This is a genomic window from Streptomyces sp. NBC_01506 (assembly GCF_045040295.1).
In the GTDB taxonomy this organism is placed as follows: Bacteria; Actinomycetota; Actinomycetes; order Streptomycetales; family Streptomycetaceae; genus Streptomyces.
Genome location: NZ_CP109422.1, coordinates 4248036 through 4269735, shown reverse-complemented (window position 1 = coordinate 4269735; position 21700 = coordinate 4248036). Strand labels below are relative to the sequence as shown.

Below are 21700 nucleotides of genomic sequence, written 5' to 3'. Positions count from 1 at the left end.
CTGCCAGGAGTGTCCGTGCTACGACCTCGTCCCCCTCTCGCCGTCCTCGCTGCCTCGATCGTGCTGATCGGCGGGTGTGCCGCCGGCCCCGATGACCCGGGCTCCACCACCACGGTGCTGCGCGTCGGGCTGAGCGAGGAGTCAGGCGCCGTGGACCCGCATGCCTTCACCGGTAACTTCCTGCTGCTCGACGCGGTGTACGAGCCGCTCGTCACTTACGCGGCGGGCGGCAAGCTGAAGCCGGGGCTCGCTGAGTCGTGGACCGTCGCCAAGGACGGCCGGAGCGTCAGCTTCGACCTGCGCGACGGCGTCACCTTCACCGACGGGACTCCGTTCGACTCCGCCGCCGTGAAATGGAACTTCGACCGGTGGGTGGGCAAGAAGGAGTTCACCTTCTTCCGCGCCTCGCAGGTGATCTCGGCCGTGGACACCCCGGACAAGGACACTGTCCGGCTGACCCTCTCGGAGCCGTACGAGCCGCTGCTGCAAGAACTGTCGATCGTGCGTCCGGTGCGTCTGCTCAGTCCGAAGGCCGCGACAGCCGACGGCGAGTTCCAGAAAGCCGTCGGAACCGGGGCGTGGAAGCTGGAGTCCAACTCCGCGACCGGAGCGAAGCTGGCGCGCAACGACGACTACTGGGGAACCGAACCGAAGCTGGAGCGGGTCGAATTCAAGGTCATACCGGACTCCCAGGCGCGCCTCGACGCCCTCAGCAACCGTGAGATCGACCTCATAGGTAGCGCGTACATGGCCCCGATCACACCGATGGAGGCCAAGACGCTGAGCGGGCGCGGCGACATCAAGTCGCTCGTCGGCGAGCCGGATGTCTCGATCATGCTCGGCTTCAACGCCGACGGTCCAGCCGGTGACCGAGCCGTCCGTGAGGCGGTGCGCCAGGCCATCGACACCACGTCCCTGACCAAAGCGCTGTTCCAGGGCTACGGCAAGCCCGCGCGGCGGGTGTTCCCCCCGAACGTGCCCGACTCGGGCACCGACCAGCCGACGTACTTCGACCAGGCGGAGGCTCGCAGAACGCTGGACGCGGCCGGGTACACCCTGGAAGGAGGCAGCCGGGCCAAGGACGGCAAGCGGCTCTCCCTGAAGCTCCTCATCCCCGCTACTCCGGCCCAGGGGCAGCTCGATCCCCGCTCGATGGCCGAGGCCGTCGCCGGGTCTCTCAAGGAGATCGGCATCGCCGTCGACATCTCCCCGGTCGACGCCGCCGCCTACTACGACGAGCGGGCCGAGGGTACGTACGACATCACCTTCTTCGAGGGACTCGGTGCGCCGTACGACCCCTCGGGTTCGATCGTGTCGATGTTCACCTCGGGCGCCCGCGGTCCGCTCTGGGTGACGCCGGCCACCGAAGACCTGGTCGACAAGGCGTTGTTCGCGGACGGCCCCGCCGCCCGCGCCGCCGCGTACCAGAAGCTCTACGACGAGGTCGCCGCCGACGCCGGCTTCGTGCCTCTGGTCTACCGGCCGCGGGTCTGGGCCGCCCGGGACACGGTGAAGGGCTTCGCCGTGCCGCCCACGGACGTCGACCTGGAACTCACCGGGGTGACTGTCGGGTGAGATCGCTGGGGCGGCTGGCGACCGCCGGCGGGCACGTCGCGCGGTGGACCGTCGACACCGTCGGCGTCCTGCTGGCGATGTCGGTGGGCACCTTCGCCCTCGTCCTGCTCGCACGTGGAGACCCGGCGGCGGTGCTCGCGGCGACCCGGGCCGGCCGCCCCGCCATGCCGGAGCAGATCGAGGCCGTCCGCGTGGAACTCGGCCTCGACGATCCGGCTCCCGTGCGGTACGTCCGGTGGCTGATGAACGCCTGCACCGGCGACTTCGGGCTCTCGTTGCGGACGAACGCGCCCGTCGGCCCCGAAGTCGCGGACCGGCTGGGCGTCACGCTGGGCCTGGTGGCCGGATCCGCCGTGGTCGCCGTCGTGGTCGGGGTGAGCGTCGGCGTCGCCGGCGCGGTGCTGCGACGCGGGGTGCTGCGCGGCGCCCTGCGCACCGGGGCGCTCCTGGTCACCTCGATACCGTCGTTCTGGCTGAGCTACCTCCTGGTCCTGTATCTGGCGATCCGTCTCGGACTGCTGCCGACGTCGGGGATGGCGGGCCCCTCGACATGGCTGATGCCCATGGCCGTACTGGGGCTTCCGGTGGCCGGCGTGCTCAGCCGGGTCGTCGCCGTCACGCTGCGCGAGGCGCTGGACCGCCCCTACGTACGCGCGGCGCAGGCACGGGGCAGTGGAACGCTGTCGATCGTGCTGCGGGACGGCCTGCCCAATGCCGCCGGACCGATCCTGTCCGTCGCGGGGTTCGGTATCGGCAGCCTTCTCGTGGCCACCGTCGTGGTGGAACAGATCTTCGGCTGGCCCGGTCTCGGTGCCTACTTCGTCCACGCCGCCGGTGCCCGGGACGTTCCGGCGCTGCAGGCGGCCACACTCGTCATGGGAGGCGGCTTCATCCTCGCCAACCGCTGCGCCGACGTCCTGCAAGGACTCATCGATCCCCGCTCCCGGCGCGGTCGGGACGCGCGTGCCGGCCGTCGGCCCACGCTCCCCGGCAGGAAGTCCCCGGACCGGGACACACCGCTCCGTGACCCGGTCGGCGTGCTCGGCGCACGGACCCGGCGGGGGGCGTCATGACCGGCGAACAGGGGCGCTCGGCAGGCGGCCGGGCGCGGCTCGGCACCCTTCTGCTCGCCCTGCCCCTGATCCTCTTCGTGATCGTCGGGGTCCTCGCCCCGGTCCTCGCTCCGGCCGACCCGACCGCCAACGACCTGGCGGCCGGGCTGCTGCCCCCGTCGTCGGAGAACCTGCTCGGTACCGACCAGCTCGGCCGGGACCAGCTCAGCCGGATTCTCTACGGCGCGCGGATCTCGCTCTCGGTCACCGCTGCCGTGCTGGCGGTCGCACTGACAGCCGGCACCCTCATCGGGGCAACCGCCGGCTACCTCGGCGGATGGGTCGACCGGGTCGTCTCCCGGGTGATCGACGTGGTGGTCTCGCTGCCCGGCATGCTGGTCACACTCGCGGTCATCGGGGTGCGGGGACCGGGAGTGGAGAACCTCATCCTCGCGCTGTCGCTCTGGTCGTGGGCGCCGTATGCCCGGATCGCGCGCGCCCGCGTCGCCGACATGCGCAAGAGCCCTCATCTGGACGCGCTGCGCCTGCTCGGAGCGGGCCGCGCGCGCATCATCGGCCGGCACCTGCTCCCGCCGGCGCTCGCGCCCTGCCTGGTCTACGCCAGCACCGATGTCGGCACCATCGTCCTCGGCGTGGCCACGCTGAGCTTCCTGGGCCTGGGTGTCGCTCCGCCGAGCGCCGAGTGGGGCCAAATGCTCGTTGAAGGACGGGCGTTCCTCGACTCCGCGTGGTGGCTCGCCTATCCGCCCGGCATCGCCATCACGGCGGTGGTGTTCGCCAGCAACCTGTTCGGCGAGCGGCTGGCGGCCGGCGAGGAGCGACCCTCGGTCCTGCGCCTGGTCCGTCCGACGCGGACCGGCTCGGCGCGGCCGGGCCGGAGGAAGGCCGCACCGTCCGCACGCGCCGGTGTCGCGGAACGGCCGCCCGCCGCCGCGCCGGCGGACACGCGGGAACATCCCGGGGACACCACGGTGCTCCAGGTGCGGGACCTGACCGTCACGTACCCGCAGGACGGCGAGCGTCGCCGCGTCGTCGCCGGAATGTCGTACGAGGTCGCTCGTGGAGAAGTCCTCGCTCTTGTCGGCGAGACCGGAAGCGGCAAGACCACGGCCGCGTTGGCCCCGTTCGGACTGCTGGACCCGTACGCGGTGGTCACCGGCTCCGCCCTGCTGGGGAGCGGAGCCGGCACGCGCGAGATGGTGGGACTGTCGCCGGGGGGACGCCGCGACATCAACGGCCGCCGGGTGGGAGTGGTCTTCCAGGACAGCGGCGCCGTCCTCAATCCGCTGCGAACGATCGGCGCGCATGTCGACGAGGCCGTCCGCAACGCGGGCCGCGGGGGGCGGCGCCCGGTGACCCGCCGGGTCACCGAGGAACTGCTGGGCCTGGCCGGTCTGCCCGATCCCGCCGCGGTCGCGCGGGAGTTCCCTCACCAGTTGTCCGGCGGTATGCGTCAGCGGGCACAGATCGCCATGGCCCTGGCGTGCGAGCCGGAGTTGCTGGTCGCCGACGAGCCCACGTCCGCGCTCGACGTCACGGTGCAGGCCCAACTGCTGGACCTGCTGGCACATCTGCGGGAGGAGTTGGCGATGTCCATGATCGTCGTCAGCCACGACCTCGCGGTGGTGACGCGCCTGGCCGACACCGTGGCTGTCGTGTACGCGGGCAGGATCGTGGAGACGGGTCCCCTCGCCACGGTGCTCACCGGGCCCGACCACCCGTACACACGAGGTCTGCTGGACGCGGTGCCGCGTCCGGGGACGGCGCCGGGCACCCGGTTCCGCACCATGCCGGGCCGAGGGGGCACCGGTCCGGACGACGCCGGCGGTTGCGGGTTCGCGCCTCGGTGCTCGCTCGCCGTGGCTGCCTGCGTGGACGAGACGCCCACTCTGGAGACGGTGGCCCGGAACGCTTCGCACCGGTCGGCCTGCCTGCGTCACCCCGGTGGAACGGCGGCCGTCGTCGGGAAGGGAGACCTCTCGTGCTAGAGATCGTCGAGGTGAGCGCGCGCTACGGAGACCGGAACACCGCACCGGTCATCAGCGACGTCACCATGAGCGTGGCAGCGGGCGAAATCGTGGGGCTGGTCGGCGAGTCGGGCTGCGGCAAGACGACGCTGGCGCGGGTCGTGACCGGGCTGCACCGGCCCGGCGCGGGAGTGGTGCGCGTCGGCGGGGTGGAGGTGCACGAGCTCCGGGGACGCGCGCTTCGCGCGCACCGGCGGCAGGTCCAGATGGTGTTCCAGGACCCTTCGCTCACGCTCAGTCCGCGGCAGACGGTACGTCAGGCGCTTGACGAACCGCTGCGCATCCACCGGGTGGGCGACGCGCGGGTGCGGTCGGCACGTGTACGTGAACTGCTCGACCTCGTCGGGCTGAACCCCGAGGTGGGTGACCGCCGTCCCAGGCAGTTGTCCGGAGGACAGCAGCAGCGCGTGGCGATCGCCCGGGCACTGGCTCTGGAGCCACGGCTGCTCATCTGCGACGAACCGGTCACCGCGCTCGACGTATCGGTCCAGGCGAAGGTGCTCAATCTCCTCTGTGATCTGCGTGACCGACTCGACTTCGGCTGCCTGTTCATCACCCATGACCTCGCCGTCGTCTCGCAGTTGGCGGACAGGATCGCCGTCATGCAGAACGGCCGGATCGTCGAACAGGGCCGGACCGAGGACGTCACCGACCGCCCCGGTCACCCGTACACCCGTACTCTGCTCGCGGCGATCCCCACGATGGACATCCGGGCCGCGAGCGGTGCCCTTCAGAGCTGATCTCCGACGATCCCGGGTGATGCCGGTCCGCACGGCGGCAGGACGGCCGAGCTCGACCCTCACGGGAACCTTCCGCGGTGTCGGGCCGACATGTCAGTTATGACTATCGCGTGTCTTGAGATGCTCTCCTTCGGCCTCGCCCACCTCGCCCGTGCCGCGCGCGAGTCGGGCGAGCGTCTGGTGCTGCTGACCGGTGTGGAGCCGTTGTATCTGCACGAACTCGCCACACTGCCACCGGGGTCGGTCGACGTCGTGGCGGTCGACACCGGTGACCGGAAGGCGGTCACCAAGGCTCTCGCCTCGATCGAAGACCTCCGGGGCCTCATCAGCTCGACGGACACCTGGGGTGTGACGGGCGCCGAGCTCGCCGCCGAGTTCGGCCTGCCCGGCATCGACCCGGCGGTCATCCGACTGGTACGCGACAAAGCCCTTGTCCGCGACCTGCTCCACCGCAAGGGTCTCAGCCCGTTCGGGTCCGCGCCGGTGGAGGAGGTGGCCGCGGTGGACATCGATTGGCTCGCCTCGACCGTCGGGCTGCCCGCCATAATCAAGGACACCGCCGGCACAAGCAGTCAGAACGTGTGGCTCGTCCGTGACGCGGAGGATCTCTCCCGCTTCCGTCAAGAGGCCCAGGGCGCCGCCCTGTTCGGGCGGCTGTTCGCGGAACCGTTCCTCGCCGGTCCGGTGTACAGCGCGGAGACGGTGACCTGGGCCGGGGAGACCCGGCTGCTGGGGCTCTCCAGCCGTCTCATGTCGCCGCAGCCCTGGTTCCGGGAGGATGTGACGGCGTTTCCGGTGGCGCTGCCGCCCGCGGAGCTGAGCGAGATCGAGGCGTGGCTGGGCGAGATTCTGGCAGCCCTCGGATACACCGACCGTTTCGCCCACATCGAACTGTGCATGACCGTCGACGGGCCTCGGTTGATCGAGGTGAATCCCCGCATCGGTGGGGCGCTGGTCGGTGAATCCATGTGCCGGTCGCTGGACGTGAACGTGTACGGCGGCCTCGTCGACCTCGCACTCGGCCGCCGTCCGCGCCTGCTCGACGCTCCCTTGTCCGGAGGGCCGGCGGTGGCGTTCGTTCTCGCGTACCCCACACAGGCGGGCGAGTTGGTCGCCGTACAGGGCCTTGAGGACATCGCCCGCTATCCGGGACTGCCCACGTGGTATCCGACGAAGGCGATCGGCACACACATCGAGCACGTGACCGACGGGCGCGGCTACGTCGGCATCGTGCTCGCCGAGGGACCCACCGCGGAGATCGCCACGCACCGTGCGGTCACCGCGGCGGGAGTCATCAACGTCGACACACATCCCCGGTACTAGGAGGCCGCTGGTCCTCGGCTGCCTCGGACGATCAGTCGGCGGGCGTGGTTGTCGAAGGGCTCCGCGTCGAAACCGCCGAAGCACTCGACGTCGGTGAAGCCCGCCTCGACGAGCATCGTCTTCAGTTCGAAGGCGCTGTAGAGGGTGTGCTCGACGAATGCCGTTCGCGCCCGGTCCCCCCGTACCAGGATGAAGTCGTCCCGGAACCGCTCCCAGTCGCCGAGGATCGTGCCACGGACGATCAGCGTGCCTCCCTCGATGTCAATGATCTTCGGCAGGCCACCGTCACGGGCCAGGATCTCCTTCCCGTACAGATCGATCAGAAGGCGGCCCCCCGGCTTGAGGCTCGCCAGCACATTGCGCAGGACCCGCATGTTCTCGTCGTGATCGGCGAAGAGTCCGAAGGAGGTGTACATGCTGATGGCCAGGTCGAACCGGTCCGGTTCGGCGAATTCACGCATGTCCGCCCGGACGAGCCGTAGTTCGACGCCGGCGTCGGAAGCCCCCGTCTCCGCGCGTTCGAGCAGCGCCGCGCTCAGGTCCACGCCGGTGACCTCGGCCCCGCGTTCGGCCAGCGGGATCGCGTACGCCCCCGGTCCGCAGCCGAGGTCGAGCACCGCGGTGCCGGCCGGGACCCGCAACAGCGGGGAGGAGGCGACCCGTTCACGGGCCTCCTCGGCACGTCCGGCGGAGAACAACACATCCGAGAAATCGACCCACAACGCCTCGTTCTCGAACCATTCCATCGCTGTCCCCTTCACTCGTCGCTCGTGTCCACCGTGTAACAAGTCGCCGGCTCGCCCTGGCAAGTTCCAGCGGACCGAACGATCAAGAGAGGCCCACTCATGACGCATGATTCCGGCACGATCAAACTGACCGTCCGTCGCGAGTCCCTGAGGCTCATCGAGACCGTGAAGAGCTCCCGCGGCGAGATCAACTCCGTCGACACCTGCATGGTCACCCTCACGTACGACGGCATCACCGCCTACGGCGAGGGCACGCCGACCGAGTACAGCGGAGTGACCGCGGATCACGTCGTGGACGCGGTCGAGGCCGATGGCGCGGCAATCGTCGGCCAGGATCTGAAGGATCCGAGACGCGTCCTCGACCGCATCGAGGAATGGGACGCGCCGGCGGGCGCGCGGATGGCGCTGGACGGCGCGGTGCACGACTGGATCGGCAAATCGGCCCGGCAGCCGACCTGGAAGCTGCTCGGCATGCCCAGAACGCTGGGGCCCACCGTCTACACCATCGGCATGGAGAGCCCTGACGAAGCGGTGAGCGCGGTCCGCAGAGCTCCGGCGGTGGGTGCGTTCAAGGTGAAGGTCGGCGGCCCGGACGACCTGGAGGCTCTTGAGGCGATCCGGAAAGTGACCACGCTGCCGGTCCGTATCGACGCCAACGAGGCATGGGACCTCGACACCGCTCGCGCCCTCACGCCCCGGCTGCGCACGCTCGGCATCCAGCTCATCGAGCAGCCCTTTCCCACCACGGCGATCGACGACTACCACCGATACCGGGAGTTGCCGGGTCGGCTCCCGGTCTTTCTCGACGAAGGGTGCACCGACGCGGCCAGCGTCCTCGCCGCGCGGTCGTACGCCGACGGCATCGTCGTCAAGCTGTGCAAGGCCGGCGGAATCCGGGGCGCGCGACGGGTGATGGAGGCGGGCCGGGAGGCGGGCCTTGAGGTGATGCTCAGCTGTATGTGTGAGTCGGAGCTCGCCATCAGCCAGGCCGCCCAGCTCGCGCCGCTGGCCGACCGTATCGATCTGGACGGTCACCTCTACCTGAGCGACCCACCGTTCCGCGGACTCGCCCTCGAAGACCGCAGCATCGTCCTGGGCGAGGCCCCCGGTCTGGGCGTGCTGCCCACGGGTTGACCGTCGTGCCGGGAGCGGGAACTTCTCCCGCTCCCGGCACGACATGTGAGAAGGGCGCGAGTGCGCCGCACGACGGGAGGAACGATGGACTGGTACGAGGACCTGAGCCTGTGGTCCGGCTTCTCGGCGGTGCTTTTCTCGCCCGAGAGGGAGCGGGCCGCCGCCGACGTGGTCGCCACCTCGCCGCTGCTCGCGTTCCCGCCGGGCACCCGCGTGCTCGACCAGTGCTGCGGTGTCGGTGTGTACACGGTGCCCCTGGCCCGCCACGGCTACCGGACAACAGGGGTGGATCTCCATCCCGAACTCCTCGAACGAGCCGGCCTCGTATGCGCGGAGGCGAAGGTCGAGGCGGCCTTCGTCCAGGCGGACGTACGCGAGTACGTGGCGCCGGACGCGTTCGACGTCGTGCTGAACATGTACACCTCCTTCGGCTACTTCGAGGACCCGGAGGAGAATCTCCAGGTCCTGCGCAACGCCTGCGAATCGCTCGCTCCGGGCGGACGGCTGATCGTGGACCTGTTGAGCAAGGAGACGTACGCGTCCTGGGTCGGCCCCCCGAAGATCGTCGACGTGCCCGGGGGCATGGTCGTGATGCGCGACCACATCCTGGACGACTGGTCCCGGTACCGGACCGACTGGACGCTGGTGCGGGGAAACACGGCCGAACACTCCTCGCTCACCTGCTGGGTCTACAGCGCCACGGAGTTGCGGGCCATGTTCGAACAGGCCGGGTTCGAGAACGTGGAGTGCTTCGGAGACTGGGACGGCGGACCGTACGACGGCGGGGCCACCCGCCTGATAGTGCGGGGAAGCAAGGCACCATCGGCGTGACACCCACCCCCCGCGACGCTCCGGGCACCTCCGCACTGTCCGGCGTCCGCTCCTTCACCGGCACGCAACGGGCGCTGCTCGGGAGCGGGTTCCTCGTCAACCTCATCAGCTTCTCCGTCTACCCGTACCTGGCGGTTCTGCTCCGCGACCGGATGTCCCTCGGTATGAACGAGGTGGGGGTCGTCCTCGGCCTGGCGACCTTCGTGCAGTTCGCCGGAGGAGTGCCGGGCGCCGCGCTCGCCGAGCGCATCGGGTTCCAGCGGTGCCTGTTGATCTCGATGGCCCTGCAGACCCTCGGGTCGCTGGGATTCGTGGTCGGCGGAGCGTGGCCGGCGGTGACGATCGCCGCGCTGTTCCTGCGATCGGCGGCCACGGCCCTCTACTCACCGAGCGTCAGGGGCTATACCGTCCACGGCGCGAGCCTCGAAGAACGGCCGCGCCTGGTGGCCGCGAGCTACGCCACGGGCAACGTCGGTGTCGCCCTCGGGCCGGTGGTGGGTTCGCTGTTCATCCGCGACCCCGGCGGGATGTTCGTCGCCGCCACCGCACTGCACTTGGTGATGATGATCGGCCACGTGTTCCTGCCCCGGGAACGCCGTGACGACCGCGAGGTGGTCGAGCCGATGCGCCGGGCCCTCCGGGGCCTCGCCGTCCTGCCGTTCGCCGTAACGGCTCTGACGCTCTACCTGCACATGCACTTCTACCAGTACCTGTCGTCCTACGCCGAAGACAGGGTGCCCACCGTGTTCTACGGCGCGGCCATGATGGGGTACTCACTGGTACTGGCAGTGATGCAGCCCCTGATCGCCGACCGTGTCGAGCGGATGCGCTACACCTACGCGATGGCTCTCGGCTTCGGGGGCCTGGCAGTCGGCATGATCGCGTTCACCGGCGGGAACGAAGTGATGATCGCCGTCGGCATCCTCGCCATCGGAGCGGGGAACTCCGTACTCCTGCTCAAGAACGTCCTCGAAGCGCTCGCCCGCACGAAGCGGTCACCGGCCGTGGTCTTCAGCCACCAGCGCCTGGCCGAAGGTGTCGGCGCCTTCCTCAGCGGGCTCGTCGGCGGAGGGCTCTACTACCAGTTCGAGACCGCCGGACAACTGCCCGGATTCTGGCTGGCCATCGCCGCCCAGTGCGCGCTGATACCCCCGGTCCTGCTTCTCGTGTACCGCCGATTCCGGCACCTCCCGCAGGAAAGGGCAGATTCATCATGAATCCGACAGACGCCGTCACCACCGCCCGTGCCGTCGCCGAGCGACTGCGCAAGGACGCCGTCGAGAGGAACCACGCCAACCAGCCACCGCTGACCGAGATCGAACTGCTCCGCGAGAGCGGACTGCTCGCCGTCGACCCCGACGACCACCGGACCACGCACGCTGTCACCCGGCTCGTGTCCGCCGGCGACGCCTCGATCGGACACCTTCTCGGCTACCACTACCTTCACTTGTGGCGAGCCTCGCTGTACGACAACGGCGAGTTGTCCCGCTCACTGCGCCACGACGTCGTCACCAACCGGTTGTTCGTGGCCGCCGTGAGCAATCCGCGCGATACCGTGACCGCCACCGCGGCCGGCGATGTGCTGTCGGTGTCCGGCCGGGGCGCGTTCGCCACCGGCTGCGCGGTCGCGGACCGCCTGTTCATCAGTGCGACCCGCGCCGACCGCGAGGCACGGCTCGTCGTCGTCGCCCGCCGCGGCGCGGACGGGATCTCGCATCCACCGGACTGGGACAACCTGGGCCAGCGCCTGAGCGCGAGCGGGAGCATCGTCTTCCAGGATGTCCGGCTCGACCCCAGCGATGTCCTGGGCACGTTCCCTGTCGAAGAGAACGAGTCGAGTCCGCGCTGGCTTCGCCTGTCACTTGTCTCGCTGGCCTTCCAGGCCGTACTCACTCAGGTCCTCGTCGGCATCGTCGAGGGCGCGCTCGCCGAGGCCACCCAGTACACGCGCGAGCGCTCGCGCCCCTGGCCGGCGAGCGGGCTGGAGAACGCCGTCGACGACCCGCACATCCGCGCCGGTTACGGCGAGCTCGACGCGACACTCCGCGCGACACGCCTCCTGGCCGACGACGCGACCCGCGCCTTCGCGGACGCCGACGCCCGCGGTCTCGCCCTGACCTCGGCCGAGCGCGGCCGTGCCGCGCTGACGATCTCGGCCGCGAAGGTGATGTCCTCCCGTACAGCGACCGAGGCGACCAGCCGCATCTTCGAACTCACCGGCGCCAGGGCGACAACACGATCCTCGGGCCTGGACCGGTTCTGGCGCGACGCCCGCACCCTCACCCTGCACGACCCCCTCGTATACAAGGCCCAGGAACTCGGCACCTCTCTCCTCACCGGCGAGGTCCCACCGCTCACGGCGTACAGCTGAGGCCGGCGGGGCCGTGCGGAGGTTCGCCGCACCACGCAACCGGCGTTGCCTGAAACCTGCCGGACACTGAGAAACGATCTCGGCGGACTCAGCGAGTCGAGGCCGAACTCCTCACGTATCGCGGCGAACTGTTCGCCCGTCGACTGCATCAAGATTTCCTCTCCGCCCGCCGCCGGGGGCCGTACCGGGTGCCCCGCCCCCCCTGCGGCTGCTGACTCCCCGAGGGGCGGTGGACGCTTCGCGCCAAAGGTCGAATGACTCTTGCACCTGAACTCGCGTCAGGGCCGAGAAAGACCCATCGGAAGTCCGAGGGTTGGCGAGCTGCCCGGGGTCGATTGCTCTCTGTTGTCAATTGTGTCCGAACAGGGTGAAGAGTTTGTCGACGACCTCGGCTGAGGCCGCCTCTTTGGTTCCCGCGTCGTAAGGCGGCTGCGGGGCGTACTCGATGAGAAGCTGCACGGCTTGTGCCACATCGTCGCCCGCGATCCGGCCGGCCAGCACCAGGGCCATATCGATACCTGCCGAGACGCCAGCGCCGGTCGCATAATGACCGTCGACGACGACTCTCTCTTTCGTCGGCGTCACACTGAAATCGGCAAGTTGGTCCAGCGCGGCCCAGTGGGTTGTCGCTCGGCGGCCGGCAAGGATGCCGGCCGCGGCGAGGATCAGGGATCCCGTACAGACGGACGTCATCCACGTGGCCGACTGATCGACCTTCCGCAGCCACGTATGCAGAGCGCCGTCGGACATCTGGTCCGCCTGCCCAGGGCCTCCGCCGACGACCACAATGTCCGGGTTGGGCACTTCATCCAGATGCTTCATAACTTTGATCGAAAGGCTGCCCAAGTCGTTGTGGACAAGGCCGGGATTCTCGGCCACGAAGACGGCTTCGGTCTCAGGCAGGCGACCCAGGACTTCGTAGGGACCTATGGCGTCCAACGCGGTGAAGCCGGGATAGAGGACGATCGCGACCTGCATGAAAATCAAATCTCCTTCTGTGGATCGGTCACGGCACGAGCACAAGCAGAGACAAATTCCTGGGCATACGTACAGGCGGCCGGTTCGGTATCCGCTGAGCGCGCCGACTGACTCACGGCTCCCTTCCGTAGCCGCTTCCTATCAATAGTCGAATGGCTCTCCACCCGAGTTCCCGGCACGGCCGAGAACTTCGGTCAGGAATACAAGGCACCGGCGAGCCCCTGGGCTGTCCGGCGTGCCCAGGACGCGGCCCCCGCGCGACGGGCCTGACGACGGTGTCCACGGTGAATCCGTCGTGCACAGGCCGTGTAGGTCATGCAGCCGGCGGCGATGTCCGTTACCGCCGCCGTGGCCCCGCCGGAAGCCATAAGCGACCGCCCCGTGCCGCACCGGGATGTCTGCGTCAACGGCAGGCTCGTTTCGGGCACAGGGTTTGCCGCCTGCTTCGCAGAGTGCTCCTCGACGTCCCAGACATGAGCCATGAAGCGACGGCTGGTGGAGGTCCAGAACTCGAAGGCGACCCAACCTGAGTTCCCAGGCGTAGGGGTGGGCAGCATCACAGCATCCACTCGGATGAGGTAGGGAGCGGCGCAAGGACGGCGGACGACCACTGTGGTGACCGGCGACCGAAGCCGTCCGGCCCGGCGACCGGTGAACCTTCCCTCCGCTGTCCGGAAACGGAGGGAAGACGACACGAGGAGCAGAACATGAGTGAGAACCGTTACCGCGTCACCGGGATGACGTGCGGCCACTGCGTTGCGAGTGTCACCGAGGCGGTGGCCGAGGTCCCGGGCGTCAACGAGGTGGAGGTTGATCTGCCCGGCGGCACAGTACTGGTTCGCGGTCGGGACCTTGACGACGCCAAGGTCCGCGAGGCCATCACCGAGGCCGGATACACCGTCGTAGAGCCGACGGCCGTCTGACCGGACCACCGCCACGGAGTATCGCCGGCCGCCGAGCCTGTCGGTATGCGCGGGTCCGGGAACTCCGATCCGGACCCGCGCAACCGTCACGCGCTGACGGCTGCGGCGAGGCGGCCGAACTCCTGGAACTGACGACCGTCTCAGAGGTCTCGCACCTCCCTGTGCGCCACGACTCTGTGCATGCTGGAGGGACATCCGCCGACTCACCGGCCACAACGCTGCTCCACCCAGCAGACCGTCGTCATCGGTGCACGCCTCTTCATCTGGCCCACCAATCAACTTCGAGAGCGTTGTTTCGTCAGTGGCGCGGTGCTGTCTGTTGAAAGCTTCCGTAACCCAACGGTTTTCAAGTCATCGGCGTTGACGCGATGAGTCCGAACCGCCCTTGAGCTGAGGGCCCAGGAGTGTCCGTGAGGGTGTCGGGGCGGCCTTATGGACGGGCGTTTGCTCTGCGTCGGCGGACGGGTCGGCGATGCGGCGCAGCCGCCAGACCATTACGTCGCTGACCGAGTCTGCAGTGTCGAGTTCTCTGCGCCTGGTGGCGTCGGCCAGCAGGGCGGCCGGGTTGTACCCGGCGGTTTCGGCGTCTGCGAGGGTCGCGGCCAGGGCCTGCCAGCCGGGCTCGGCGAGGATCCGGTCGACCAGTTCGGGCAAGGCCCGGCGTAGGGAGGCGGTCTGCTGCTGCCGCAGGGCCTGGGGCAGGCGCCGGCCGCGCCGGTGCAGCGCGGCGATGGGCGGTGGGGCGGCGGTCTGGTAGGCGGAGCGTAGGTGCTCGGCGGCTTGGTGGGCTGCGGCGGCTTGCTGGGCGTGGTGGTGCTTGGCGTGCCAGTGGGCGGTGGCGGTGATGAGGAAGAACAGCATGTCGATGAGCATCGCGGTGGTGGCGCCGTCTTCGCCGTGGCCGAGGGCGGGCCCGCTGTGGACGAGGTCGCGGGCGGCTTGGCGAAGGGCGTGGTCGTGGCCGTGTTCGGCCCGGATGTGGGAGCGGGTGGCGCGCTCGAACGTCCGGGCTGCTTCTCGCAGTTCACGCCGGGTGTACGGGGGCGCTGGTTGTGGCGAATGCGTCCAGGACTTCCCCGGTTCCGGCGATGTGTGCGGCGGCCTGAGTGTCGGTGCCGTGGTCGATGACCAGCAGCGCCTGCCACGCCGCTGTGGAAGCCCGGCGCCGGGCTGCCGCCGGGCCGGACGCCTGGTGGGTGGCGGTGTCGTTGCTGGGGGCGGGGGTCTCTTCGGCGGACCAGCGTTCGCGGATGCGGGGCAGGGACAGGTCCGGGGCGAGCTTGGAGCCCGGGTAGAACACCGGCTGCCCGTCCTTGTTGAGGTCGTCCGGCAGTGCGACCTTGTAGCCGAGCAGGTCACCTGAGGGCGCGAGTCGCTGGCGGACCACAAGCCCGGAGGCTGCCAGTCGGCCGAAGAACTGGGTCTCGCTGGTGGCGCCGGCCACCGCGCGGCGGACCGTCTCGCGCAGTTGTTCGCGTGGGGTGGTGGCGTGGCCGTGGCGTGCGGCTTTGTGGCGCTCGGCGCTGGTGGGCCGTTTCGCGGCGGTGCCGTCGCCGGGATTGACGCGGTGCAGGTCGTAGTCGGTTTCGATGAGGCGGGCTTCGGCCTGGGCGCGTGTGCCGGAGCGGTGGTGGTCGGGGCGGCGGCCGTCTTCGCGGACGAGGGTGGCGATGATGTGGATGTGGTCCTCCGCGTGGCGGACGGCTGCCCAGCGGCAGCCGGCGCCGTCGCCGGGGTCGATACCGGTCGCGGCCACGATCCGCCGGGCGATGTCCGCCCACTGTTCGTCGGTCAGGACCGGGTCGTCGGGGGCGGCGCGTACCGAGCAGTGCCACACGTGCTTCCCGGGCCGCTGATCTGGGTCGAGGAGGTGCATGGGCTGGTCGAGGAGTTGCTGGAGGTCCTGCTTCGTCGCGTTCGGGTCGCGGCCGGGGTCGGGGGCCATGTGGTCGAAGGACGCGACGAGGTGCGGGTCGACATGGACCTCGTGGGTGCCTTTGCCGTAGAGGTAGTTGAGCAGGCCGAGGGTGTTGCTGCCCTGTTTGTGGATCTGCGGAATCAACTCGGCCCGCCGGCTTCCCGGTTGGCGACCCGGTCGGCGGCAATTCTGACCGCGTTCGTGACGCGCTGGATGTCGGCGATCACGTCCGCCAGGTGCGGTACGTCGCCGCCGGAGTTGAGGGTCTTCGCGACCTGGTTGAGGTTGCTGCCGGCCCAGCCGAGCTGGCGGCGCATCGCGAACAGCTCCGTCAGCACGTCGCGTTCAGTCGCGATGGCCACAGCCGTGCGGGACTGATCGCGCGCCATGGCCATCCCGGAGTAGGCGAGGAAACCGGCCAGGCTCATACCGACACTGTCCGCACCCGCCTGCGTCACGGCACGCTCGGAGGTGTTGAGGCGGACGCTGCACGCGGGCCGCTGCTTCTTGTCGCGCGGGCGTGATTTTCCCCTGGCCCGGCCCCTGCGGGGGGTCGTGTCCGGCTGCGATCCGCCCCCGGTCGCAGCCTTCCCGTCCGGCGCCCCCTGGCGCCGGTCGGTGCCCGCCACCCCCTGGGGTGGGCCCTGGTTCGGACACTCCCCCCTCGGGGGAGTGTCCGAACCTCCATCTTGCTCCGCCTGAGGCCGAGTTGGTGTCCGCCTCATCCGGCTGGTGGGCGGGGGCGTTCTGCGGGTCTGTCATCGGCTTCGGTTTTTCATCGTGCGTGCTTGTCGGATGTCAGATGGTGGTTTCGGTGCGCAGTTCCTGCAGCACGGGGCCCAGGCGGTCGTTCCGGCCGCCCCTCAGGCCCTCTCGGCAGAGGATCTCCCGCAGCTGAACCCGGGTGACGGCCTCGTTGCCGTCCCGCTCCAGCACCGCCGGGACATGGGGCTTGACCCTGGTCACGAGTTGGTCCACCGACAGGGCCGGCCCCTTGGGCGCGCCCTTCGCCTGCCTCGTTCGGGACCGGTTCCGCTTGCCCTTCGCTCTCTGGTTCCGTCGCACGGGGACCGTACGAACTCGTTCTCGGTCCCCGTGATCCTCGGTCCCCGTCTCGGTCCCCACGCGTGTGGTTCTGCGGTCCCGGTCCCCGCGATGAACTGCGGCAGGCTGCTCAGGAGTCACCTGACCAGCGGGTTCGACCCGGTCCCCGTCGCTGACGACGGCGTCGGTCCCCGCAGCCCCTTGGGACTTCCTCTCGGTCCCCAGCTCGCTTCGCCCGGTCACGGCGAACACCGGCTGCCGGGTCTTTCACTAACGGTAGACCCGAAACGCCGGTTGACGAAAAAGCCCGCCCAAGGGTAAAGCCAGAAGCATCACATCGCGGAAACCTTGCACAGCCGCCGTGGCCCGAGCTACAACACACAACCCCACGTCAGACCACACCTCGACGCCCGCCGCCGACACCCGCACCTCGCCCCTGGGCGCCCCACTCAACTTCCCCGTGACGGTGAAACGGGCCGCAACATAGCCGCAGAACGCCGGTTCACCAAACCGGCGAACGCGAGGTACACATTTGGCTATGGAAATCAGACCACTCGCAATAGGTCGGGCAGGAATCCGGGCTGCTCGCACCATTGAATTCCTCCGCACCCGGCAAGGCATCGAAAAGTGTCAACTCGCCGACCGCGCCACGGCTTTGGGCCGCCCGGCGGCCAAGTCCGCCGTGTTCCGCATCGAACGCACCCCACGACGCCCCGGTATCGACGCTCTCGTCGTCATTGCGGTCGCGCTGCGCGTCTCGCCCTCCGCACCGCTGCGGGAGCCAACCGCCCCCTAGCCGGGCCGGCACTGCCTCTCCCTGCCCTTCCGCGATCAACACCCAAGGCGCCGCCCAGGGATGCCAGTCCCGCGCGCCGGAACAGGAACGTTCTTGCACCGCTCCGCCATGCCCTTGCGCGGCCCCTTCGCCCGGACCGCTGCCTGGAAGGAGGTGAGCGACGAACCCGATCGCCTCCTCACTGTGGCCGACGCCGCCCAACGGCTCGGTACCGGCGAGCGGTTCATACGCCGCCTGATCCACGAGCGCCGTATCCGCTACGTCAAGGCCGGCAAGTACGTCCGCATCGCCGAAAAGCGTTCTTCGCGCCTACGTGGATGAGCGGACCATCGAGCCCGTCCGCAGCACGCGGTCCCGTCATGGGAGAGCGGCTTGACCGCCCGCGGTCGTGGGGCTTCGCGTCGCCGCTTCGGCGCGATACGCAAGCTGCCGTCCGGCCGGTACCAGGCCCGGTACCCGGGCACCGACGGCTTGTTGCGCCCAGCCCCCGACACGTACGAGACGAAGCGTGACGCCGAGGTCTTCCTCGCGCAGATCCAGGCCGACCAGACGCGTGGCGACTGGATCGACCCGGCCGACGGCGAGGTGCAGTTCACCGAGTACGCCACCCGCTGGATCGACGAACGGGGCCTCGCGCCCACCACGGACGAGCCGTACCGCCGGCTCCTGCGTCTGCACCTGGAACCCGCGTTCGGGGCTCTGGCCGTCAACGCCATCAGTCCGGCCCGCGTCAGGTCCTGGCGCGCGGAGCGGCTGCGGTCCACGGGCAGCACCACGGTCGCCAAGTCGTACCGCCTGCTGAAAGCCGTCATGGAGACCGCGGTCGACGACGACATGATCCGCAAGAACCCGTGCCGTATCCGCGGCGCGGGACGCGAAGAGGCCGACGAACGTCCCGTCGCGACGGTGGCCCAGGTCTTCGCTGTCGCCGATGTCATCGGCCTGCGCTGGCGGCTGATGGTCCTCCTCGGTGCGTTCGCCTCGATGCGCCCTGAGGAACTCGCCGAGCTGCGCCGAGGGGACATCGACCTCGACGCGGGTTCCCTCTGGGTGCGCCGCGCCGCGCCTGAGCTGAACACCGGACACCGCGTCATCGGCGACCCCAAGTCCCGCGCCGGCAAACGGGAGATCGTCCTGCCCGCCTTCCTGTACGAAGACCTCCGCCGTCACCTGGAATGGTTCGCCGAGCCAGGAGGCTACGGGCTGGTGTTCGTCGGAGAGAAGGGCGCGGCCCTGCGCGGTACGACCTTCGGCCGCAAGTGGCGAAGAGCCCGCGACCAGGCGGGCCTGCCCGAGGGTTTCCGCTTCTACGATCTGCGGCACACCGGCAACACCCTCGCCGCCGACACCGAGGCCAAGCTGAAGGACCTCATGGTCCGCGCGGGCCAGTCCTCCGAGAAGGCGCAGCTCATCTACCAGCACTCCACCAAGGAGCACCAGCGCCGACTCGCCGCCGACATCGACCACGACGTCCGCCGCCAGACAGAGCCGACCCCGCAGAGCGGCAGCGGAAGCGCGACCATTCACCCTCTCGTGCCACGCCCGCCGGGACTCGACGCACAGGCCGCTCGCCGGCCTTTGGGGAGGATCGGACCGGCCAGCAGCGACTCCGCTACGAGTTGGCGGGTGCTGTCGCCGAGCGCTGGCGGAGGGCCGCGAAGTCGGCCTGGGCCGCTTCGATCGCCTCGGGGTACGCCTGGGCCTTCTCGTGTTCGGTAAGGGCCCGGTAGATGCTCGCGACGGAGGGGCTGTGCCCTTTGCGCTTGCCGGTGGGGATGATCAGGTCGGGCTGGATCTGCTCGACGGACTCGCCGGCCGCGCGGCGTCGGAGCACGGTGTGGAGCATGTCGTCGGTGATGACCAGGGGCCGGCCGCCGTGCTTGCCCTTGCGGGCGGCTGTGTCGAGTCCTTCGAGGGTGGACTCGCGGACGTTCTCCCGCTCGGTCTCCGCCATAGCGGCGAAGAACTCAAACAGCAGGCGGCCCGGGCCGCTGGGGTCGTACATCCCGGGCAGGGGTCCGGCGAGCATCTCCAGGACCAGGCCGTGGGCGGTGAGGTGGTCGGCGAGAGCGGTGAGTTCGGCGGCGTCGTGGCCGAGGCGCTTCATTTCGTGGACGGTGAGGATGACGCGGCAGTGCGGGGCGTGTGCCTTGATCTCGCGGGCTGCGGCGAGCGCGGCCTCGAACTGCGGGCGGACCCGGATGCCAGTGCTGATCTTCTCGCTGAAAACCTTCTGCCGGGATGCCGTGCTTGGCGAGTGCGTCGAGCTGGGAGTCGAGTTCCTGGCCGAGGGTCGAGCAGCGGGCGTAGCCGATGCGGATGTCTGCGGCCGGGGTGTCCGGGTCGAGGGGTGCGGGCGGTGGGGTGCCGGGCCGCCAGGGCCGGCGGGGGCTGCGGTCGGCCGAGGTCTGGACCCGCAGTAGTTTCGCGAGCCGGGGCACCTTGGTGAACCGGCCGGTGATGGGTCCCGGTGGCTCTGTTCACGAGAACGGGTTCTGGCACAACTTCCGTGAAGCCGTACCGATCCTCGGCGTCCGAGGCTGGCGGCTCTGGTGAACCGGCAGGTCAGCAGCTCGTCCAGAGGCCCGCGCGAGTCCCGGCCGACGGGGTTCACGGAAGTTGTGCCAGACCCCGAGAACGAGCAGCAGTTGTGCACCGGTTTGGGAGGCGGTAGGGGCCGGCGGGGAATTCGAAATGTTCACGGGAAGGGCGGCGGTTGGCTTGCTCCGGCTACGACCCGGTGCCGGCTCGGCCCCGGTGGTCTGTGTCGGGGCCGAGCTGCGGGCCGTGTTGGGATGCTGCCTGTCGGAGCCGGGTTAGTTGGCGAGGCTGAAGTCGCCGCCCACCGGAGCGGCGATCTTGTCGACTCCGGTCAGGGCCGTCAGGCTGGTGACGGGGGTGCTGCTGTTGGTGGTGGTGCCGTTGCTGAGCTGGCCGGAGTTGTTGTTGCCCCAGGAGCGCACGGTGTTGTCGCCCAGCAGTGCCATGGTGTGCTCCCGGCCGCCGGCCACGAGCTCTACGCCTGTCAGGCCGGGGACCGGGACGGGGGTGGTCCGGTTGTCGAGGGTGCCGTCTCCGAGCTGGCCTGAGGTGTTCTGGCCCCATTCCGCGAGGCGGTTGTCGCTGCCGGTGACGGCGATGCTGTGGTTGCAGCCGGCCGCGATCCGGGAGACGCCGCCGGGCCAGGTGCCCCAGGTTTCGACCGGTGTGTGGCGGGAGACCGTGCTGTTGTCGCCGAGTTGTCCGGCGGCGTTGTAGCCCCACGCCTTCAGCACGTCGCCGCTTCCGCTGCCGGGCGGGCCGACCAGGGCGAGGTTGTGGTTGCAGCCGGCGGCGATCCGGGTGACCCCCGTCAGACCGGTGACAGGGGCGGGGACGTTCCGGCTGGCGGAGCTGCCGTCACCGAGCTGCCCGTTGGCGTCGTTGCCCCAGGCCCACACGGTGCCGTCCTCGCGCAGTGCCAGGCTGTGGTTGAGGCCCGCGGCGATCGCGACCACCTTGTTGAGGCCCTCGACCCTGACGGGGACGCTGCTGTCGGCGTTGGTGCCGTTGCCCAGCTGCCCGTGGTCGTTGCGGCCCCAGGCCACCACGGTCTGGTCGGCCAGCAGCGCCAGACTGTGCCAGCCGCCCGCGGCGATGTCGGTGGCATTGGAGAGGTTGACGACCTGGCCCGGCGCGTTGTGGGAGAACACCGAGCCGTCGCCGAGCTGCCCCGACCCGTTGGCGCCCCAGGACTGCACCGTACGGTCAGTCAGCAGTGCCAGACCGTGACCCGTTGCCGCTCCGCCCCCGCCCGCGACGATCTTCACTACCTCGGCGCTGGTCAGGCCGAGCACCGTGGTCGCCGTCGTGCGGAAATCGGTCCAGGTGCCGTCGCCGAGCTGCCCGGATCGGTTGTTGCCCCAGGACTTCAGCCGCTTCTCCTGAGCGTGCGCCGTACTGGCCGTGAGCGGTACCAGCAGGGCAACCAGCGCGCAGAGCGCGGTGGCAAACCTGCGACGTGTATGGGTGGTGTGCACGAACGGTTCCTTCCGAAGATCACGAACACGACGTGATCTTCGTAACGAGCCCCCAAGGCACCCGGGACGCGACGCGCCCTCGGATTCACCCAGGCGGCGCACACACCCGAAACTCCCGGGAGACGCCGCCCGCTGCGGGCGCCGTCGCTTCTCGTGAACATCGAACACTCATCAGCCGGGGTGCCTCCCGAAGCAGCGAGCA

At 69.7% G+C, this 21700-nt stretch carries 17 protein-coding genes and 2 pseudogenes; 12 read left to right on the top strand and 7 right to left on the bottom strand.

Translation table 11 applies throughout. The features are described from left to right. The first annotated feature begins 15 nt into the window (after positions 1–15). From OG329_RS18540 to OG329_RS18520, 5 genes are all read left to right on the top strand, one after another. Positions 16–1575 carry an ABC transporter substrate-binding protein gene (locus OG329_RS18540; RefSeq protein ID WP_405796480.1) on the top strand — a complete coding sequence of 520 codons (1560 nt, stop codon included), beginning with the start codon at positions 16–18 and terminating at the stop codon, positions 1573–1575. Continuing rightward, positions 1572–2648, top strand: coding sequence for an ABC transporter permease (locus tag OG329_RS18535; protein WP_405796478.1), 1077 nt, complete (start codon positions 1572–1574; stop codon positions 2646–2648). The genes OG329_RS18540 and OG329_RS18535 overlap by 4 nt, the downstream gene beginning before the upstream one ends. Then, complete coding sequence (locus tag OG329_RS18530; protein WP_405796477.1) at positions 2645–4636, top strand: dipeptide/oligopeptide/nickel ABC transporter permease/ATP-binding protein; 1992 nt, start codon at positions 2645–2647, stop codon at positions 4634–4636. The genes OG329_RS18535 and OG329_RS18530 overlap by 4 nt, the downstream gene beginning before the upstream one ends. Then, positions 4630–5415 carry an ATP-binding cassette domain-containing protein gene (locus OG329_RS18525; RefSeq protein WP_405796476.1) on the top strand — a complete coding sequence of 262 codons (786 nt, stop codon included), beginning with the start codon at positions 4630–4632 and terminating at the stop codon, positions 5413–5415. The genes OG329_RS18530 and OG329_RS18525 overlap by 7 nt, the downstream gene beginning before the upstream one ends. A 99-nt stretch (positions 5416–5514) precedes the next feature. Then, a complete protein-coding gene (locus OG329_RS18520; RefSeq protein ID WP_405801899.1) occupies positions 5515–6738 on the top strand; it encodes an ATP-grasp domain-containing protein in 1224 nt (407 codons plus the stop codon). On the opposite strand, the gene OG329_RS18515 is transcribed toward OG329_RS18520, so the two are convergent. Further along, complete coding sequence (locus OG329_RS18515; RefSeq protein WP_405796475.1) at positions 6735–7484, bottom strand: class I SAM-dependent methyltransferase; 750 nt, start codon at positions 7482–7484, stop codon at positions 6735–6737. The two genes, OG329_RS18520 and OG329_RS18515, sit on opposite strands and share 4 nt — an antisense overlap. A gap of 99 nt (positions 7485–7583) precedes the next feature. Between OG329_RS18515 and OG329_RS18510 the strand changes: the two genes are divergently transcribed. The 4 genes from OG329_RS18510 to OG329_RS18495 all read left to right on the top strand — a co-directional run bounded on the left by OG329_RS18510 (position 7584) and on the right by OG329_RS18495 (position 11820). Continuing rightward, entirely contained in the window at positions 7584–8618 is a 1035-nt protein-coding gene (locus OG329_RS18510; RefSeq protein WP_326613384.1) for a dipeptide epimerase, read from the top strand. 84 nt (positions 8619–8702) lie between these two features. Beyond that, positions 8703–9449, top strand: a complete 747-nt coding sequence (locus tag OG329_RS18505; protein ID WP_405796473.1) for a class I SAM-dependent methyltransferase — start codon at positions 8703–8705, stop codon at positions 9447–9449. Next, positions 9446–10666 (top strand): MFS transporter, encoded by a 1221-nt coding sequence (locus OG329_RS18500; protein WP_405796471.1) that lies wholly within the window; start codon positions 9446–9448, stop codon positions 10664–10666. Before OG329_RS18505 ends, OG329_RS18500 begins: the two co-directional genes overlap by 4 nt. Then, on the top strand, positions 10663–11820 hold the full coding sequence (locus OG329_RS18495; protein WP_405796469.1) for an acyl-CoA dehydrogenase family protein: 1158 nt from the start codon (positions 10663–10665) through the stop codon (positions 11818–11820). The genes OG329_RS18500 and OG329_RS18495 overlap by 4 nt, the downstream gene beginning before the upstream one ends. A 348-nt stretch (positions 11821–12168) precedes the next feature. Here OG329_RS18495 and OG329_RS18490 read toward each other — a convergent pair whose 3' ends face one another. Continuing rightward, positions 12169–12798, bottom strand: a complete 630-nt coding sequence (locus OG329_RS18490) for a DJ-1/PfpI family protein (RefSeq protein ID WP_405796467.1) — start codon at positions 12796–12798, stop codon at positions 12169–12171. Positions 12799–13505: 707 nt separating this feature from the next. Between OG329_RS18490 and OG329_RS18485 the strand changes: the two genes are divergently transcribed. Next, positions 13506–13721: a heavy-metal-associated domain-containing protein gene (locus tag OG329_RS18485; protein WP_405796466.1), complete on the top strand. Its 216-nt coding sequence runs from the start codon at positions 13506–13508 to the stop codon at positions 13719–13721. Between the two features lie 351 nt (positions 13722–14072). On the opposite strand, the pseudogene OG329_RS18480 reads toward OG329_RS18485, so the two are convergent. The 3 genes and pseudogenes from OG329_RS18480 to OG329_RS18470 all read right to left on the bottom strand — a co-directional run bounded on the left by OG329_RS18480 (position 14073) and on the right by OG329_RS18470 (position 16605). Then, positions 14073–15783, bottom strand: a pseudogene (locus OG329_RS18480) (mobilization protein). Next, complete coding sequence (locus OG329_RS18475; RefSeq protein WP_405796464.1) at positions 15780–16067, bottom strand: mobilization protein; 288 nt, start codon at positions 16065–16067, stop codon at positions 15780–15782. Before OG329_RS18475 ends, OG329_RS18480 begins: the two are co-directional and overlap by 4 nt. Before the next feature lie 370 nt (positions 16068–16437). After that, positions 16438–16605 (bottom strand): hypothetical protein, encoded by a 168-nt coding sequence (locus tag OG329_RS18470; protein ID WP_405796462.1) that lies wholly within the window; start codon positions 16603–16605, stop codon positions 16438–16440. 982 nt (positions 16606–17587) lie between these two features. On the opposite strand from OG329_RS18470, the pseudogene OG329_RS18465 reads away from it, so the two are divergent. Both OG329_RS18465 and OG329_RS18460 read left to right on the top strand, forming a co-directional pair. Then, positions 17588–17855 (top strand): annotated as a pseudogene (locus tag OG329_RS18465) (helix-turn-helix domain-containing protein). Between the two features lie 98 nt (positions 17856–17953). Further along, positions 17954–19198, top strand: coding sequence for a tyrosine-type recombinase/integrase (locus OG329_RS18460; protein ID WP_405796460.1), 1245 nt, complete (start codon positions 17954–17956; stop codon positions 19196–19198). Here the strand turns inward: OG329_RS18460 and OG329_RS18455 are convergent. Both OG329_RS18455 and OG329_RS18450 read right to left on the bottom strand, forming a co-directional pair. Beyond that, positions 19092–20093 (bottom strand): recombinase family protein, encoded by a 1002-nt coding sequence (locus OG329_RS18455; RefSeq protein ID WP_405796459.1) that lies wholly within the window; start codon positions 20091–20093, stop codon positions 19092–19094. The two genes, OG329_RS18460 and OG329_RS18455, sit on opposite strands and share 107 nt — an antisense overlap. A 202-nt stretch (positions 20094–20295) precedes the next feature. Then, positions 20296–21498, bottom strand: a complete 1203-nt coding sequence (locus tag OG329_RS18450; RefSeq protein ID WP_405796458.1) for an RCC1 domain-containing protein — start codon at positions 21496–21498, stop codon at positions 20296–20298. Positions 21499–21700: the final 202 nt, after the last annotated feature.

Coding starts and splice junctions, on each gene's coding strand:
- OG329_RS18530 (WP_405796477.1), top strand. CDS start 2,645: ATGACCGGCGAACAGGGGCGCTCGGCAGGCGGCCGGGCGCGGCTCGGC.
- OG329_RS18475 (WP_405796464.1), bottom strand. CDS start 16,067: ATGAGCCTGGCCGGTTTCCTCGCCTACTCCGGGATGGCCATGGCGCGC.
- OG329_RS18485 (WP_405796466.1), top strand. CDS start 13,506: ATGAGTGAGAACCGTTACCGCGTCACCGGGATGACGTGCGGCCACTGC.
- OG329_RS18510 (WP_326613384.1), top strand. CDS start 7,584: ATGACGCATGATTCCGGCACGATCAAACTGACCGTCCGTCGCGAGTCC.
- OG329_RS18505 (WP_405796473.1), top strand. CDS start 8,703: ATGGACTGGTACGAGGACCTGAGCCTGTGGTCCGGCTTCTCGGCGGTG.
- OG329_RS18515 (WP_405796475.1), bottom strand. CDS start 7,484: ATGGAATGGTTCGAGAACGAGGCGTTGTGGGTCGATTTCTCGGATGTG.
- OG329_RS18495 (WP_405796469.1), top strand. CDS start 10,663: ATGAATCCGACAGACGCCGTCACCACCGCCCGTGCCGTCGCCGAGCGA.
- OG329_RS18490 (WP_405796467.1), bottom strand. CDS start 12,798: ATGCAGGTCGCGATCGTCCTCTATCCCGGCTTCACCGCGTTGGACGCC.
- OG329_RS18520 (WP_405801899.1), top strand. CDS start 5,515: ATGACTATCGCGTGTCTTGAGATGCTCTCCTTCGGCCTCGCCCACCTC.